Source organism: Acuticoccus sp. I52.16.1, from assembly GCF_022865125.1.
In the GTDB taxonomy this organism is placed as follows: domain Bacteria; phylum Pseudomonadota; class Alphaproteobacteria; order Rhizobiales; family Amorphaceae; genus Acuticoccus.
In genome coordinates, this window is sequence record NZ_CP094828.1 from 3,345,845 (window position 1) to 3,362,257 (window position 16,413).

The 16,413-nt window shown below is 70.8% G+C and carries 15 protein-coding genes; 4 read left to right on the top strand and 11 right to left on the bottom strand.

Annotated elements, in window-relative coordinates; translation table 11 throughout:
* Positions 1-3 precede the first annotated feature (3 nt).
* The 6 genes from dapD to MRB58_RS15140 all read right to left on the bottom strand — a co-directional run bounded on the left by dapD (position 4) and on the right by MRB58_RS15140 (position 7,423).
* Positions 4-855 (bottom strand): 2,3,4,5-tetrahydropyridine-2,6-dicarboxylate N-succinyltransferase, encoded by an 852-nt coding sequence (dapD, locus tag MRB58_RS15115; RefSeq protein WP_244777950.1) that lies wholly within the window; start codon positions 853-855, stop codon positions 4-6.
* 164 nt (positions 856-1,019) lie between these two features.
* A complete protein-coding gene (locus tag MRB58_RS15120; RefSeq protein ID WP_244777951.1) occupies positions 1,020-1,775 on the bottom strand; it encodes a pyrimidine 5'-nucleotidase in 756 nt (251 codons plus the stop codon).
* A 159-nt stretch (positions 1,776-1,934) separates the two neighbouring features.
* The gene (argB, locus tag MRB58_RS15125) at positions 1,935-2,840 is read right to left on the bottom strand and encodes an acetylglutamate kinase (RefSeq protein ID WP_244777952.1); all 906 of its coding nucleotides are present in this window, start codon (positions 2,838-2,840) and stop codon (positions 1,935-1,937) included.
* Between the two features lie 129 nt (positions 2,841-2,969).
* On the bottom strand, positions 2,970-3,305 hold the full coding sequence (locus tag MRB58_RS15130) for a hypothetical protein (RefSeq protein WP_244777953.1): 336 nt from the start codon (positions 3,303-3,305) through the stop codon (positions 2,970-2,972).
* Positions 3,306-3,466: 161 nt separating this feature from the next.
* Positions 3,467-5,788, bottom strand: coding sequence for a hypothetical protein (locus tag MRB58_RS15135; protein WP_244777954.1), 2,322 nt, complete (start codon positions 5,786-5,788; stop codon positions 3,467-3,469).
* A gap of 138 nt (positions 5,789-5,926) precedes the next feature.
* Positions 5,927-7,423 (bottom strand): AMP-binding protein, encoded by a 1,497-nt coding sequence (locus tag MRB58_RS15140; RefSeq protein ID WP_244777955.1) that lies wholly within the window; start codon positions 7,421-7,423, stop codon positions 5,927-5,929.
* A 150-nt stretch (positions 7,424-7,573) separates the two neighbouring features.
* Here MRB58_RS15140 and MRB58_RS15145 point away from each other — a divergent pair, with 150 nt between their 5' ends.
* Positions 7,574-8,611, top strand: coding sequence for a hypothetical protein (locus MRB58_RS15145; protein ID WP_244777956.1), 1,038 nt, complete (start codon positions 7,574-7,576; stop codon positions 8,609-8,611).
* Positions 8,612-8,710: 99 nt separating this feature from the next.
* Here MRB58_RS15145 and MRB58_RS15150 read toward each other — a convergent pair whose 3' ends face one another.
* The 3 genes from MRB58_RS15150 to MRB58_RS15160 all read right to left on the bottom strand — a co-directional run bounded on the left by MRB58_RS15150 (position 8,711) and on the right by MRB58_RS15160 (position 11,422).
* Entirely contained in the window at positions 8,711-10,264 is a 1,554-nt protein-coding gene (locus MRB58_RS15150; protein WP_244777957.1) for a UxaA family hydrolase, read from the bottom strand.
* Positions 10,265-10,385: 121 nt separating this feature from the next.
* Positions 10,386-10,691, bottom strand: coding sequence for a hypothetical protein (locus MRB58_RS15155; protein ID WP_244782088.1), 306 nt, complete (start codon positions 10,689-10,691; stop codon positions 10,386-10,388).
* Positions 10,691-11,422, bottom strand: a complete 732-nt coding sequence (locus tag MRB58_RS15160) for a ribonuclease activity regulator RraA (RefSeq protein WP_244777958.1) — start codon at positions 11,420-11,422, stop codon at positions 10,691-10,693. The genes MRB58_RS15155 and MRB58_RS15160 overlap by 1 nt, the downstream gene beginning before the upstream one ends.
* A 68-nt stretch (positions 11,423-11,490) precedes the next feature.
* Here MRB58_RS15160 and MRB58_RS15165 point away from each other — a divergent pair, with 68 nt between their 5' ends.
* Positions 11,491-11,964, top strand: coding sequence for a DUF817 family protein (locus tag MRB58_RS15165; protein WP_244777959.1), 474 nt, complete (start codon positions 11,491-11,493; stop codon positions 11,962-11,964).
* 17 nt (positions 11,965-11,981) lie between these two features.
* Here MRB58_RS15165 and MRB58_RS15170 read toward each other — a convergent pair whose 3' ends face one another.
* Positions 11,982-12,935, bottom strand: a complete 954-nt coding sequence (locus MRB58_RS15170; RefSeq protein WP_244777960.1) for a LysR substrate-binding domain-containing protein — start codon at positions 12,933-12,935, stop codon at positions 11,982-11,984.
* Between the two features lie 166 nt (positions 12,936-13,101).
* Between MRB58_RS15170 and MRB58_RS15175 the strand changes: the two genes are divergently transcribed.
* The gene (locus MRB58_RS15175; RefSeq protein WP_244777961.1) at positions 13,102-13,482 is read left to right on the top strand and encodes a DUF1127 domain-containing protein; all 381 of its coding nucleotides are present in this window, start codon (positions 13,102-13,104) and stop codon (positions 13,480-13,482) included.
* Here the strand turns inward: MRB58_RS15175 and araD are convergent.
* Positions 13,479-15,218, bottom strand: coding sequence for an L-arabinonate dehydratase (gene araD, locus MRB58_RS15180; protein ID WP_244777962.1), 1,740 nt, complete (start codon positions 15,216-15,218; stop codon positions 13,479-13,481). The two genes, MRB58_RS15175 and araD, sit on opposite strands and share 4 nt — an antisense overlap.
* Positions 15,219-15,653: 435 nt before the next feature.
* Between araD and MRB58_RS15185 the strand changes: the two genes are divergently transcribed.
* Positions 15,654-16,346 (top strand): GntR family transcriptional regulator, encoded by a 693-nt coding sequence (locus tag MRB58_RS15185; protein ID WP_256461736.1) that lies wholly within the window; start codon positions 15,654-15,656, stop codon positions 16,344-16,346.
* The last annotated feature ends 67 nt before the right edge of the window (positions 16,347-16,413 follow it).

Genomic DNA, 16,413 nt, shown 5'->3' on the forward strand with positions numbered 1-16,413 from the left:
GCGTCAGTCCCTGAGGAGATCGTTGATCGACGTCTTGGAGCGGGTGCGCTCGTCGACACGCTTCACGATGATGGCGGCGGCGAGCGACATCTTCACGTTGGCCGCGCCGGTGGTCTCGACCGAGCCGGGGACGACCACCGAATATGGCGGCACCTCGCCCATGTAGGTCTGCCCGGTGGCGCGGTCGATGATCTTTGTCGACGCACCCAGGAAGACGCCCATGGACAGGACCGAGCCCTTGCCGACGCGCACGCCCTCGGCGACCTCGGAGCGGGCGCCGATGAAGCAGTCGTCCTCGATGACGACCGGGGCGGCCTGGAGCGGCTCCAGCACGCCGCCGATGCCCGCGCCGCCGGAGATGTGGCAGTTCTTGCCGATCTGCGCGCACGAGCCGACGGTGGCCCAGGTGTCGACCATGGTCCCCTCGTCGACATAGGCGCCGAGGTTGACGAAGGACGGCATCAACACGACGCCGGGCGCGACGAAGGCGGAGCGGCGGACGATCGCGCCGGGGACCGCGCGGAAGCCGGCAGTCTCGAACTCGGCGTCGCGCCAGCCGTCGAACTTGGAGGGGACCTTGTCCCACCAGCGCGCGTTGCCGGGGCCGCCGTCGATCGCTTCCATCGGATAGAGGCGGAACGACAGGAGGACGGCCTTCTTCAGCCACTCGTTCACCTGCCAGCCGGTCGCGGTCGGTTCGGCGACGCGTACGACGCCGCGGTCCAGCAGGCCCAGCGCCTTGTCGACGGCGTCGCGGACCATGCCGGTGGTGCGCACGGTGATGGTGGCGCGCTCCTCGAACGCGGCGTCGATGGTGGCGGCGAGGCGATCGCGCTCAGACTGGGAAAGATGCATCGATTAACGGTTCCGGACTGCGTCAGTCCACCTGACATAGGCGATCGTCGCGCCGAAGGATACCCGCCGGGTGCGGCCGCTTCGCACGCGCTGCCGGCTCGTCGCGCCGCCGCGGGGCGGGGCGTGCGCGCGGCCTCGTCACGGGCCGCGCCGGGGGCGAGGCCTCAGGCCGAGGTCTCCAGCGCCACCGGGCAGACGCGCTCCAGGAAGGCGGCGAGATCGTCGGTCACATACTCGACGTGCGGGGCCGTCCGGCCCTCCAACTCCCAGTCCTCGCGGAACACCTCGCGGGTGCCCTCGGGCACGACCAGGACGGTGCGCATCCCGCGCGCGTGCGGCACGGCGAGGTTGCGCGACAGGTCCTCGAACATCGCCGCGCAGGCCGGGTCGATCCGGTGCTTGTCCCAGAACCGGTTGTAGGTGTCCTCGTGCGGTTTGGGGACGAGGTCGGCGGCGACGATGTCGAAGATGTCCTCGAAATGCTTGGCCAGGCCGAGCCGGCCGGCGATCGCCTCGGCGTGGGCGGTCGTGCCGTTGGTCATGATGAAGCGGCGGCCGGGCAGCGCCTCGATCGCGGCGGCGAGGCGCGGGTCGGGCTCGATGGTCGAGTGGTCGATGTCGTGCACGAACTCCAGGAACCCGTCGGGGTTGATGCCGTGCTCCACCATCAGGCCGCGCAACGTGGTGCCGTAGCGCTTGTAATAGTCCTTCTGCAGAGCGTGGGCCGCGTCGCGCTCCATTCCCAGGAGGCCGGCGACGAACTCGCCCATCTTGCTGTCCACCTGCGCGAAGAGGTTCGTGTGCGCCGGGTAGAGCGTATTGTCGAGGTCGAAGATCCAGGTGTCGACGCGGGCGAAGGGGGTGAGGTCGCGCGGGTTCGCGGCGGGGCTCTCGGACGGAAGCGGTGTGGCGTGGGGCATGACGTCTCGCTACTGGCCCGGCGCGACGACGGCCGCCCGGAGGGGAAGACTACACATCTTCCCCGCCGACGCAAAAACCAGGCCGGCGTCGCACGCCAGCCCGGGCCAAGATGGAGGCTGCCCCGCCGGGCGCGGGAGAGCGAGGGTCGTGCGAGCCGATCAGCGGGTGATCAGGGTGCCGGCGCCACCGTCGGTGAACAGCTCCAGGAGCACGGCGTGGGGCGTTTTGCCGTTGAGGATGACCACGCCGTCGACGCCGCGCTCGAGTGCGGCGATGCACGTCTCGACCTTCGGGACCATGCCGCCGGAGATGACGCCGGAGGCCATGAGGCGGCGGGCCTCGGCGACGGTCAGCTCGCGGATCAGCTCGCCGTCGGCGCCGAGCACGCCGTCCACGTCGGTCAGGAAGAGGAGGCGCGTGGCACCGAGCGCGCCGGCGATGGCGCCCGCGAAGGTGTCGGCGTTGATGTTGTAGGTCTCGCCGTCGGCGCCTTGGGCGACCGGGGCGATCACCGGGATGATCTCCTGCTTGGCGAGGACGTCGAGCACATCGCGGCGGACTTCGACCGGCTCGCCGACGAAACCGAGGTCGACCACCTTCTCGATGTTGGAATCGGGGTCGCGCTGGGTGCGCTTCAGCGGCTCGGCGAGGACCATGCGCCCGTCCTTGCCGCACAGGCCGACGGCGCGCCCACCGGCGGCGTTGATCGTGGAGACGATGTCTTTGTTGATCGACCCGGCGAGGACCATCTCGACGATCGCCACGGTCTCGCGGGTGGTGACGCGCAGGCCGTCGCGGAACTCGGACTTGATGTTCAGCCGGTCGAGCATCTGGCCGATCTGCGGGCCGCCGCCGTGCACCACCACGGCGTTGATGCCGGCGAGGGTGAGGAGGGTGATGTCCTCGGCGAAATCACGCGCCAGCTCGGGATCGCCCATGGCGTGGCCGCCATATTTCACGACGATCGTGCGGTCGTCGTAGCGTAGCATGTAGGGCAGCGCGGTTGCGATGATCTCGGCGCGCAGCGGGGCGTCGGCGGGGAGATTGTCGTCGGCGGTCGGCATGGGCACCGTATCTTTCCGTTATGCAAGCGTGCCTAGCTCGCCGGCCCGGCCCTTGCAAGACGGGAACGCCGGTCGCCGTCGCCGGTCGCCGTCGCCCCGGGCGCGCACCCGCATTCGTCCGGTGCCGTCTCACTGCGTCCGGCCGGGGCAGATCACCTCGAACTTATGGAACCACCGGCGTCTCGGGGCGCTCCAGGCGCGTACCTTCGCGCGATGGCAGACCGTGGTGACCCGCGCCCCGCCTTTGGTGGTGAAGATGGTGTAGCCGCGCACCAGTCGGTCGTGCGGGCTCGGCGTCTCCTCCTGGTGGGCGAGGCCGTCCTGCGCCTCGGTGAGGACGGCGGAGGCGGGCGCGATGCCGGGCGCGGTCTCGAGCGGCGTGGCGCCGTAGGGTGCCGAAAGGGCCCCGGAGACGGCGGCGCAGCAGCCGATCGCGGCGGCCGACAGCACGGGTTTCAGCGTCATGATCGTCTCCTGCCGTGCCGATGAAGAGGCCGGGCCGTCCCGGCGGCAGGAAGGAGATGGACGAAGGGCGATGCGGGCGCTGTGCCGGGCGGCACAGCGCCGCGAGCGCACCGGCACGTCGCGGGGGAGGGACCGCGGCGCCTCGACGGCGCCGCGGTCGATCACTGCGGCGCGTCGGTGCCCTGGAGGACGGCGAACTCGTCGAGCCGCTGCCGGCGCAGGTCGCTGATCTCCCGCATCCATCCGTCGATCTCCGCGGTGCGCTGGATGATGCGGCTGCGAACCTGGGCGCCGTCGGGCGTCGAGGGGTCGATGGCCTCGAGGTTGTCGCGCTCGAACTCCACCGCGCGGCGCATCGTCTCGATCTCCTCCTCCAGCGCGGCGACGCGTCGGTCGATCTCGGCGATCCGGGCGGTGACGTCGCGGATTTCCTCCAGGCGCGCCCGCGTCTCGGCGTCGATCGAACCGCCGGCGGAGAGGACCTCCTCCAGCACGTAAGGCGGCAGGTTGCCCAGCACGTAGCGCTCGGTGAGCGGCTTGCGGGCGACGATGCGGATCGTGTGGCGCCCTTGCGTGAGGTCGACACGCAGGCGCGCGCGGCCGGCGTCGATGTTGACGACCTCGGGGTCGAGCCCCTCGGCCTCAGCGGTGATGGTGTCGCCCCCCAGGCGGCCGATGTCGGTCACCAGGGTCACGTCCTCGCCCGCGGCCACCGAAAGGACGGTCTCGCCGATCTGCTCGCGGCGGATGATGAGGCTGCCGTCGCGCAGGCTCGCCGAGGTGAGGTTCTGCGTGTTGCGCTCCTGGGTCGACGTCTTCACGTCGGCCGAGACGGCGAAGGGCAGGATCGACACCTCGCCCCCGTCGGCGCCCGCGAACCGTGCGTCACCGACGAAGCCGTCCGCGTCGTAGACCGCGACGAGGCCGCCGGGGACGGTCGCGTCCGCGTCGAACGACATCTCCAGCGCGTCGAACGGCTGGGTGCCGGCGACGAGGTCGAAGAAGACGATGCGGGCGACGTCCTGGTCGGCGCTGAGGAAGGGCACCGTGAGGGTGCGCCCGGCGGCGAGGTCGATCGACCCGGCGACGGGGAAGAGGGTCGAGGCGCTGCCGGCGAGCGCGGGGCCGCCGGTCACCAGCTCGGCGGCGACCTCGTCGGCCAGCTTGGCGCCGGAGCGGCCGCGCGAGACCATCGGCGCCGGGGCGGCGAGGGAGGCGAAGCGCGGCGGTGCGTCCACGGCGGCCTCCTCGCTCGGCACCGGGTCGACCTCGGCGGTGCGGCCCACCTCGAACGGCGCGCGCGGCCGCGTGGTGCGCAGCGGGGCGTAGACGTCCTGCGCGTAGGCGACCGGGGTGCCGACGGCGAGGCGCAGGTCGATCCCGTTCCAGTCGAGCCCGGTGGTGTTCTCCAGCGTCGCCCAGCCTTGCAGGCTCACCTCGCCTCCGGCGCCGACGAGGGCGCGGTAGGACGGGCGCCACACGGTGGTCGGCACCACGAAGGAGAAGCCGGCCTCGGCCGCCTCGGCGAGGCGCACGGTCAGGTCGCGCCGGCCGTCGTCGACACTCTCGGCGAGCGCCGGGACGAGGGCGGCCATCCGCTCGGCGACCGCGTTGCCGGTCACCGAGAGCTGCTCCAGCGAGGGAAAGACGGCGTAGGCGATCTGCCCGTCCGGCGTCGCGACGGAGACGCGAAGGCCCGGTGTCTCGGGAGTTGACTCGCTGCCGGGGACGACGACCGGCGTGAACGCCAGCAGCCGACCGGAGAGCTGGCGCGGGCCGCCGGAGACGGTCACCTCTGCGCCGATCAGCGCCTCGAGGATGGTCGTCGGGTTCGACAGGTCGCCCGCCAGCAGCCGCCCGGTGGCGGAGCGTTGGCCGACCGGCTCTGCCGCCTCGAGGTCGATCGAGACGACCGGCGCCGCGCCGGTGATGACGAGGGTTCGCAGCACGTCCGCCACCTGCGGGCGCTCGATGGCGAGGCGCATGGTGTCTGCCGCGCCGTTCATGCGGCCCTCGACCTGGGCGAGGCCGCCGGTGGCGAGCGTCACTCGGGTGACGCCGACCTCGGCCGCGGGGACCGTCTCGGCCTCAGCCTCGGGTGCATCGGACACCACGCTCTCGACCTCGCTCGGGCGCCCGTCGGTCGCTTGGCTCGATAGCTGCGCCTCGCCGGCGATCGCGCCGGAACGGGCCGGAGCGAACGCCGGCGTCTCGACCCGGGTCAGGATCGGCTCCAGCGGCGGGGCACCGTCGGCCGAGGAGGGGTCGAAGCGGGGCTCGCCGAAGCCGCGATAGGCGGGGTCGTCGGCGGTGGGGCGGGTGGCGGCCGGGCGTTCCGTCGCCGGGGCCGCGGGTTCGCAGGCCGTGCCCGCGGTGGGTTCGCAGATGGCCGAGGTCGTATCGTTCGCCGCGCTCTGCGCCACCACGCTGGTGGAGGCGAGGAGCACCGCGGCGAGCGCTCCGCCGAAACTCGCAACTCTCATCGGCGCGCAACTCCCTGTTCGTCGCCTTTGGAGGCGGGGTGCTAACATGCGCCCTTCGGCGAGCCTAGGTGCTCACGGGGCGTTGCGCGCAAAGTGATCGCCGGTGGCTGAACGCACGGTGACTTCCGCCGTGCCCGATCAGACCGGCATGGCGGCGAGGTTCTCGCGCAGCGCCGTCTTCAGCACCTTGCCGTAGTTGTTCTTCGGCAGCGCCTCGATCGCGAAGTAGGCCTTCGGCCGCTTGAACCGGGCGATCTGGCTCTGGCACAGCGCGTCGAGCGCGGCGGGGTCCACCGGCCCGGTGCGGCCGACCACGAACGCCACCACCTCCTCGCCCCAGTCCGGGTGGGGGCGGCCCACCACCGCCACCTCGGCGACGTCCGGGTGCGTGAGCAGCACCTCCTCGACCTCACGCGGATAGATGTTGGTCCCGCCCGATACGATCATGTCCTTGGAACGATCCTTGAGGGTGAGGAAGCCCTCGGCGTCGAGCGCGCCCATGTCGCCCGTCCACAGCCAGCCGTCCCGCAGGGTGGCGGCGGTGGCCTCCGGGTTCTCCCAATAACCCCTCATCACCGACGGGCCGCGACAGATCACCTCGCCGATCGCGTCGACGCCGACGTCACGGCCGTCCGCGTCGACGGTCCGCACCTCCATGGACGACATGGCGATGCCGACCGATCCGAGCCGCTCGCGCCAGCGCGGGTGGGCGCGATCGGCGACGAGGGGGCGGGGGAGCGCGGTGATCGTCATCGGTGTCTCGCCCTGGCCGTAAATCTGGACGAAGCGGGGGCCGAACCGGGCGACGGCGGCCTCGATGTCGGCGACGTACATCGGTCCGCCGCCGTAGACGATGGTGCGGATGCCGGTCCCGTCGTGGCCGACCGCCTGCGCGTGGGTGATCAGCCGGCGCACCATGGTGGGGGCGGCGAACATGTGGATCTCGCCCAACGTGCCGGCGAGTGCGAGGATCTCCGCCGGATCGAACCCGCCTGACGCCGGAACCACGTGCCGCGCGCCCTTCATGACGTGCATCAGGTTGTAGCAGCCCGCCCCGTGCGACATCGGCGCGGCATAGAGCGCCGCGTCGGTCGGGTGAACCTCGTCGACATCGGCGAGGTAGGTGAGGCTCATGGCGACGAGATTGGCGACCGTGAGCATGACGCCCTTCGGCCGGCCGGTGGTGCCGGAGGTGTAGAAGAGCCAGGCGAGGGCGTCGTCGGCGAGCGGCTCGGGCTCCGGCATCGGCTCGGCGGCGGCGAGCGCGTCGATTGTGGCGGGGGTCGCGAGGGGGACGCCGAGGTCGAGCGAGGCGTCTGTGACGGCGACCAAGCGGGCGCCGGCGTGGTCGGCGATGTAGCCGGCCTCCTTGGGGTGGAGCTTGGCGTTGATCGGCACCACCGCGGCGCCGGCCCACCACGCGCCCCACCAGATGGCGAGGTAGTCGGGTCGGTTGGGCATGAAGAGGGCGATCCGCTCGCCCGGTTCGACGCCGGCCCGGCGCAGGCCCGCGGCGATGCGCGCGGCGCGGTCGGCGAACGCGGCGTAGGTGGCGACGACCTCGGTGCCGTGGAGGAGGGCGGGCGCGTCGGGCGTCAGCATGGCGCTGCGCTGCAGCCACTTTGCCAGGTTCATCGGCGTCTCCCAACATCGCGTCGTTTTTCAAAATCATAGCGGTTTTGGTGGGGTATGCACGACGACCAAGGGTGGTGTCGCATTGAAATTTGAGATTGCAATTCGGCGTCACGTGCGTTTGGCTTGCCCGGTTCGAGCCGGGGGGTACGGGTGGACACGATCAGAGCCGTCGCGGGTGATTTCGCCATCGGGCCGCGCCACCGGATGAGTGCGCGGGGCCGCACGGTCGAGGTGCGGATGGTCGAGGCGCGGGGGCTCATGCGCGGCACCCGGCGCCACCGCTACGGGCCGGGGGACATCGAGTCGATCAAGCGGGGCCGCCTGTCGTGTCGCCGCCGCGTCGGGTGGGCGCTCGGGGTGACGGTGTGCCTCCTGCCGCTCGGCCCGTTCGCGCTGCTCGGCCTGTTGGCCCTTTTGTGGACGCGCGAGTGGACGACCTTCTGGTGCGCCTTCAAGGATGGCCGCAGCTTCATCGGCGAGATGCCCAGCCGCGACTACGACCGCCTGATCGCCGGGCTGAGCGCCTGGCACGCCGGGCAGATCGGCGTGTCGGACTGGCTGCCGGTGGCACGCCGCGGCAGCACGGCGCGCCCGGTCTCCTTCGTCGGCAAGGCGCGCCCGGTCCCGGTCTCGTCCCGCGCGCCGATGACCGGGGCACTGGCGATCGCGATCGCGCGCGCGTCCGAGCCCGTCGCCGCCGGCTGGACCCCGGCGAACGACACCGCGGCGCTCGCCGCCGGCCCCGGCCGCCTGCGACGCAAGCCCATGCGGCCCCCCGGCGTTCCGCCCCCCGATGGCCCGTCCCCTGCCGGTTGGCCCCACGGTGGCCCGCCCTCTGCCGGCTTGTCTGGTGGCCCGCCCTCTGCCGGCTTGTCTGGTGGCCCGTCTCCTGGTGGCCCGTCTCCTGGTTGCCGGTCTCCCGATGGCCGGTCTCCCGATGGCCAGTCTCCAGATGGCCAGTCTCCAGCCGCCTCGTTCTCAGCAGCCCCGTCCGCCGCGGCCTGTTCCCCCGCAGACGGGGGGCTTGCGGCGCAGCCGTTGGGCCGCGTGCCGAATTCCCGGCCGCCCGCCGCCGCTTCGCTTCACTTGGTCCGGCAGGAGGAGGACGCGCTGCGCGCCAATCCGGCGCCCCCACCGTCCGGCCGCGCCGGGGAGGACCTCGGCGGCCGGATCGGGGAGGCCGGCTAGAACCGCTCCCGCTCTACCGAGAGCGATGAGGCGCGAAAGCCTTGGCGGTTCCGGAAGAGGTGAGCGTCGCGTCCGCGGTTCGGTGGAACGCGGGTTGCGCTAGCCAGTCACGCCGATCGGCCAGGGCGCGAACTCTTCCTCGCCCACACCCAGCGCCTCGCTCTTGGACTTCTGGCCCGAGGCGATGGCGAGTATCGTGGCGAAAATGTCCTCCCCCATCTCGTCGAGCGAGCGCTGCCCGTCGATCACCGCCCCGCAGTTGATGTCCATGTCACCCACCATGCGGGAGAACATCGGCGTGTTGGTGGCGAGCTTGATCGTCGGCGCCGGGAACGAGCCGAAGCACGACCCGCGCCCGGTGGTGAAGCAGATGAGGTTGGCCCCGCCCGCGATCTGCCCGGTCGCCGACACCGGGTCGAAGCCCGGCGTGTCCATGATGACGAGGCCCTTCGTGGTGACCGGCTCCGCGTATCGGAACACGTCCTCGATCCCGGCCGAGCCCCCCTTCTTGGAGCCGCCCAACGCCTTCTCGATGATGTTGGCGAGGCCGCCCGCCTGGTTGCCCGGCGAGACGACGCCGTTCATCTGCGTATCGCGCCCCTTGGTGTAGTCGAGCCACCAGTTGATACGGTCGATGAACTTCTCCCCCACCTCGCGCGAGCGCATCCGCGCCGTCAGCGTGTGCTCGACGCCGTAGAGCTCCGGCGTCTCCGACAGCATCGCCGTGCCGCCGTGCCGCACCAGGATGTCGACCGCCTTGCCCAGCGCCGGGTTCGCCGACAGGCCGGAGAAGCCGTCCGACCCGCCGCATTGCAGCCCGATCGAGATGTGCTCGGCCGAGCACGGCTCACGCGCGACGTCGTTGGCGAGGGGCAGCATCTCGCGCACCGCCTGCTTGCCGGCCTCGATCGCCGCCGCCGTGCCGCCGACCTGCTGCATCGTCACCGCATGCAGCATCTTGCCGGAGGCGAGGCTCTGCTCCTCGAAGAACTTCGGCAGGTTGTTGCGCTCGCAGCCCAGCGAGAACACCACCGCACCGGCGATGTTCGGGTGACGGATGTAGCCGGCGAGCGTGCGGCGCAGAAGGTCCATCGGCTCGCCGGTCAGCTCCATGCCGCAGCCCTGCTCGTGCACGAAGGCGACCACCCCGTCGACGTTCGGATAGTCGGCCAGCCGCTCCTCGTCGAAGTAGGCGGCGACCTTGCGCGCCACCGTCGCCGAGCAGTTCACCGTGATGAAGAGGCCGATATAGTTGCGCGTCCCCACCGCCCCGTCCGGCCGGCGGATGCCCATGAAGGTCGCGCGCTGGTCGGCCGGCAGGAGGTCGGCGGGCCGGTACTCCTCGGCGAAGCGGTAGTCCTTCTTCACGTCCCCGTTCAGCACGTTGTGGACGTGGAGGTAGGCGCCCGGCGCCAGATCCTCGCCGGCGAAGCCGATCACGGTGGAATATTTCAGGATCGGTTCGCCCTTGCGGATCGCGCGGGTGGCGATCTTGTGGCCGAGCGGGATGTCGGCGAGCGTCGTCACGCCCTCCGAGCCGACCTCGGTGCCGGCCGGGATATCCTCCCGCGCGACGACGACGTTGTCGTCCGGGTCGAGACGGATGACCGGGTCGTTGGGACGCACGGGAGCGTTGACGAGCGTGTCGGTCATGGTGGGCCATCCTCCGTGATCGGTGCGAGCGGCGGCGCGGTCGGCACCGCGGCGGGTCGCACGTCTTCCATCATACTGCGAGCGGATCGCCGGCGGCGGCCCACTCGGGAAATCCATCGTATCAGTGGGCATGCGAGCCGACTTGGTTGTCCATCCCCGGCTTCGTCAGCGTTTCTCTGGGGTCTACATAGCTGGTTATCTTACGTTGTGGCTGTTCGTGCCAGGAGATGTTGAACGCCGCAAGCTTGGCGAAGATTTGCAGCTCCGAGCGGGGCAGGTGGTCGTGGATGCCGTGGAGGCTCGTCACTTCGCTGTGCAGGAACTCGCGGAGCGCGAACGAGTGCGACAGCCGCACGCGCCCCAGCTCCGCCAGCCTTCGACCGACCGCGGCGTCCTCACCGCGCCGCCCCCGGCGCTCGCCCGGCATCAGCGCCCGTTCGTCTCGCGCCACGCGGCGAAGGCGTCGAGGCTCTCCTGCTTGGTCGCGGGGTAGAGGCCGACGATGGTGGCGCCGGCGCGCACCTGCTCGATGGCGAAGTCCTCGTAGGCGGTCATCTCGGTCGCCTCGGCGGCGATCTCCTCGGCGAGGTGCGCCGGGATCACGATCACCGAGTCGTCGTCGCCGACCAGGATGTCGCCCGGGAAGACCGGCGCGTCGCCGCAACCGATCGGCACGTTCGTCTCGATCGCCTCGTTGAGGGTGAGGTTCGTGGGCGAGGAGGGGCGCGAGTGGTAGGCGTGGATCGCCAGCTCGCCGATGTTCATCGCGTCGCGGAAGCCGCCGTCCGTGACCACGCCTTCGACCCCGCGCACCATCATGCGCGTCACCAGGATGTCGCCGGCGGACGCGGCGCGGGCGTCCTTGCGCGAATCCATCACCATGATGTGACCCGGCGGGCAGGTCTCGACCGCCTTGCGCTGCGGGTGCTCGGGGTTGCGGAACTCGACGAGCTGATTGCGGTCCTCGCGCGCGGGCATGTACCGCAGCGTGAACGCCGGACCGACCATATTGCGGCCCTTCGGCTTCACCGGGCGCACGTCCTGGATCACCTGGCTGCGCAGGCCGCGCTTGTAGAGCGCGGTGGCGAGCGTCGCGACCGAGACATGGCGCAGCGCCTCGATCGTCTCGGAGCCGACGGGGGTTGGGGTATCGGTCATGGGAGCCTCGGTGTCACGGGTTCGCGGTGGAGGGGCGCCCGGGGGTGGGCGCGGGGAAGGAGTGACGGATGCGCGCTCGGCGACGCTTCACCTCGGTCGAGGCGAGCATCGACGCGGCGGCCCACTGGGCGCTGGACCGGCTGGAGCGCCGTGCGGTGCCGGCCGCGGCCATCGAGTTCATCGTCTTCGGCCTGAAGCTGGCGTGGGCGTGCCTGTTCGGCGGGCTGATGCTGGCGATGATCCTGGCCTCGGCGCTCTTTGCCGCGGTGGTCGTGCTCTTCGGGCGCACGCGGGTCCATTACCGCGTGTTCCGCTACAGGCTGTGGATGCCGCTGGTGGTGGGGTTCGTGCTGGTCGCGCTGTTCATCGGGTTCGCGGAGAACATCGGCACCTTCGCGCGAGCCTGGCAGTATCCGGACCAGGCGGACGGCTGGCGCATCGTGTCGATCCACAAGCTCGGCGCGTGGCTGCTGCTGATGACCATCAGCTTCGTGCTGACGACGGTCGTGCGCCGCCCCATGCCGCTGGACCCGCCGCGCTAGGAGATGGGCGGCGGCGCTCATGCGTCGAGGCTCGCGTCGTCGGCCGCCGCGATCGCCGCTGCCCTGGTGCCGGGCCGGGCGGCGAACGTGTCGCCAACGCGGGTGTCGACCTTGGTGGCGAGCGTCTCGCGCACCACGGCGGCGAGGGCGCGGGCGGCGGGGCTGGCCGTCGGCGCGATGCACATGTTGGTGGTGATGACGCCGAGGTCCGGCAGGCCCGCCGCGACCGGGACACGCTCGAGCGCGGGGCCGAGGTAGCTCGCCGGAAGCGGGGCGACGGCGAGGTCCGCCTCCACCGCCGCGATCTGGCCGTGGCTGTACTCGCAGCTGAAGGCGACGCGGTGAGGGATCGCGGCCCGCTCCAGCGCCTCCTCCGCGGTGTGGCGCCAGAAGCAGCCGACGCCGGGCACCGCGATCGGCAAGGGCCGGCGCGTCGCCGCCGTGCCGCCGCGCCGGCCGATCCACAGGAAGGGTTCGGCGTGGATCACCTCTCCGGCCGTCAGGCTGCGCGTGCGGTTGTGCTCCACAAAGGCGAGATCGACCTCGCCGTTGGCGGCCTTGTCCACCAGCACCAGCGTCGTGGCCATGACGACCTCGATGTTGGCGTCCGGATGCAGCCGGGCGAAGCGGGACAGGACCGCCGGCAGCAGCCGCGTCTCGTAGTCGTCGGTGACGCCGATGCGGACGACGCCGGCGAGGCTCTCGCACTGGAAGCGGGCCATCGCTTCCTCGTTGAGAAGGAGGATGCGCCGCGCATAACCCAGCAGTTCGGCGCCCGTGGGGGTGAGCGCGACGCTGCGTCCGTTCTTGCGAAAGATCGGGTGGCGGACCTGCTCCTCCAGCTTGGCCATCTGCATCGAGACAGCCGAGGGCGTGCGGTTCACCCGCTCCGCCGCAGCGCGGAAGCTGCCCTCCTCACACACCGCCACGAAGGTGCGGATGAGATCGCTCTCCAGGATATTCGTGCTCATCGACCGGTTCCTTCGGCTTCCGATCGCTCAAAATAACTGACCAGTCGCGTCAAAACAATTCGTTCGACTGATGGGTTCGTCACCCCCACACTCTCACCATCGCAATGGAAACTCGCGGGTGAGGACGATGATCGGGAACGCAACGAGAGCGCTGCGGACGGCAGCGATGCATGCGCGGACCGTGGTTGCGGCGATGCGGGCCGAGCGGCGGCGCCGCCAGGCCCTGCGGCCGCTGCGGCAGGCCGAGGACTGGCAGCTCGACGACCTGGGCCTGACGCGCGCCGACGTCGCGCGGAGCTTCGCCATGCCGCTCTGGATGAACGGGGTGGCCGGGGCGTGCGCCGTGGCGACGCGCCGGCTGGAGGCGGAACGGGTGCGCCCGCGGGCGCCGCAGCGCCCGGCTCGGGTCCCGGCGCGGCCGCGGGAGGAGACGCCGCGCGTCCATCCGCTGCTCCTGGCGGCATTGCGCCCGGCGCCACAGGCGGCGGCGTCGGCGTCGGTGCAGCGGGAGGACGAGGCGCAGCGGGAGACACGCCGGGCGGCCTAGTTGATCGCCGGCTCGGGCACCTTCGGCCCGGCCTCGGTCAGGAGGAAGTCGAAGTCGCAGCCTTCGTCGGCCTGCATGATGTGCTTGGAGAACATTACCCCGTAGCCGCGCCCGTAGCGGGGCGGGGGCGCCTGCCAGGCGGCGCGGCGGGCGGCCAGCTCCTCGTCCGAGACGCGCATGTCGAGCGTGCGCTCGGGCACGTTCAGCGCGACGATGTCGCCGTCCTTCAGGAGCGCCAGCGGACCGCCGACGTAGGCCTCCGGCGCCACATGCAGGATGCACGCGCCGTACGACGTGCCGGACATGCGCGCGTCGGACAGGCGCACCATGTCGCGGTGGCCCTTCTTCAGGAGCGCCTTGGGCATCGGGATCATGCCCCACTCGGGCATGCCGGGGCCGCCCTGCGGGCCGGCATTGCGCAGGACCAGCACCGTGTCCGGCGTCATCGGGTGGTTCTCGTCGTCGATGATCGCCTTCAGCGCGTCGTAGCTGTCGGCGACCAGCGCGGGGCCGGCGTGGACGCGGAACTCCGGCGCGCAGGCGGCCGGCTTGATGACCGCGCCGTCCGGGGCCAGGTTGCCGCGCAGCACCGCCAGCGAGCCCTCGTGGTAGACCGGGTTCGAGAGCGGGCGGATGACGTCGTCGTTGAACACCTTCGCGGTCTCGAACCCTTCGCCCAGCGTGCGGCCGGTGACGGTCCGCGCCGTGGTGTCCAGCTTCTCGGCGAGGTTCTTCATCAGCGCGCGCAGGCCGCCGGCGTAGAAGAAATCTTCCATCAGGTAGCCCTTGCCGGTCGGGCGCACGTTGGCGATCACCGGGGTGGTGCGGCCGACCCGGTCGAGATCGTCGAGCGTCAGCGGCACCCCCGCGCGGCGCGCCATGGCGATGAGGTGGATGATCGCGTTGGTCGAGCAGCCGGTCGCCATCGCCACGGTGACGGCGTTGTTGACGGCGGCGGGGGTGATGATCTTCTCCGGCGTCAGATCCTCCCACACCATCTCCACCGCGCGGCGGCCGCAGGCGGCGGCCATGCGCTGGTGATTGGAGTCGGCCGCCGGGATCGAGGATGCGCCCGGCAGGCACAGGCCCAGCGCCTCGGCGATCGCGGTCATGGTGGAGGCCGTGCCCATCGTCATGCAGTGGCCGTAGGAGCGCGCGATGCCGCCCTCCACGCCCTGCCACTCTTCCTGGGTAATCGTCCCGGCGCGCCGCTCGTCCCAGTATTTGAACGAGTCCGTGCCCGAGCCGAGCACCTGGCCGGCATAGTTGCCGCGCAGCATCGGCCCGGCCGGGAGGTAGATGAACGGCAGCCCCATCGATACCGCGCCCATCACCAGGCCCGGCGTCGTCTTATCGCAGCCGCCCATCAGCACCGCGCCGTCGATCGGATGGGAGCGGAGCAGCTCCTCGGTCTCCATCGCCAGCATGTTGCGGTAGAGCATGGTCGTCGGCTTGACGAAGTTCTCCGACAGCGACAGCGCCGGCAGCTCGATCGGGAAGCCGCCTTCCTGGTGGATGCCGCGCTTGACCCACTCCACCCGCTCCTTGAAGTGCGCATGGCAGGGCTGGATGTCCGACCAGGTGTTGATGATCGCGATCACCGGGCGACCGACCCAGTCTTCCGGCGCATAACCCATCTGCATGATGCGCGAACGGTGGCCGAACGAGCGGAAGTCGTCCGGTGCCATCCAGCGGGCGGAGCGGAGCTGGTCGTAGGTCTTCTTGGCGTCGGTCATAGAACTCGGGCTGTCGCCTGGACGGGCGGATCCACGCGCGGCACGGCCAGGGCCGTGGCGGTTGCGAACGGGGCGGCGAGGGCGGGCAGGATCGGCACGGCGTCGTCCGCGCGGGATCCGAAACCCAAAGGTCAGCCCGAGCTGCGGGCAGCAAGATCAGGGAATCGGGCGCCGTACGGCCGGGCGGTGATAGATGTGCACGGGTGTTCGCTCGCAGTCCAAGCGACGTGATCCCCTCCCGGTTTGTTGTCTTTGTTGGACCACGACAATGTTCGCGATCGCAGCTCGGGTGATATATTAATCTGTTGCGGCGTGCAAGGTTCTGCGGTCGTATGTCATGGTGACAAAACTCGCGACGGGCGGTCCATCCGCGACTATGATGCGGTGGGGGAAGGGTGGTCGACAGTGACAGTTCTCGAGCAACGTTTCGGTGCCGTGCGCTCGATCGCCTCCGGACCGCACGGAACCGCGGCCGGCCGCATCTATGAAAATTTGAGACTGAGGATCATCACGGTCGAGATCGCGCCCGACACCGTCCTGTCGCGCGCCAGCCTCGCCAAGGAATACGGCGTCAGCCAGACCCCGGTCCGCGAGGCCCTGCAGCGGCTCGAGCAGGACGGCCTCGTCGAGACCTTTCCCCAGTCCCGCACCGTCGTCACCCGGATCGACCCGGACGCGCTCACCGAATCCCATTTCCTGCGCCGCGCGGTGGAGACCGAGGTGGTCCGCCACCTCGCCCGGTCCCACACCTCCGAGATCCTCAGCGAACTCGACGCGTTCATCGCCATGCAGGAGACGCTGATTCAGAACATCGACCAGGTGACGATGTTCTACGACCTCGACGAGAGCTTTCACCGCGCCCTCTTCGCCGGCATCGGCTATGTCGGCCTCCACAACATGATCCGCTCCCGCTCCGGCCACCTCGACCGTGCCCGCCGGCTCGACATGCCGCGCCAGGAGAAGATGCGCGAGATCGTGGACGGGCACATCGCCATCGTCACCGCCGTGCGCGCGGGCGATGCCGACGCCGCCGAGGAGGCGATGCGCGAGCACCTCAGCGGCACGCTGAAACGCATCGCCATGCTGCGCCAGGCCAACCCCGAAGCGTTCGAGGCCGGCACCTTCTGAGCGGCGGCGTGACCGCGCGCCGGCCTCGCCTCATTCAAAAGGATGAGGTGGATTGCCGGAACGGGGC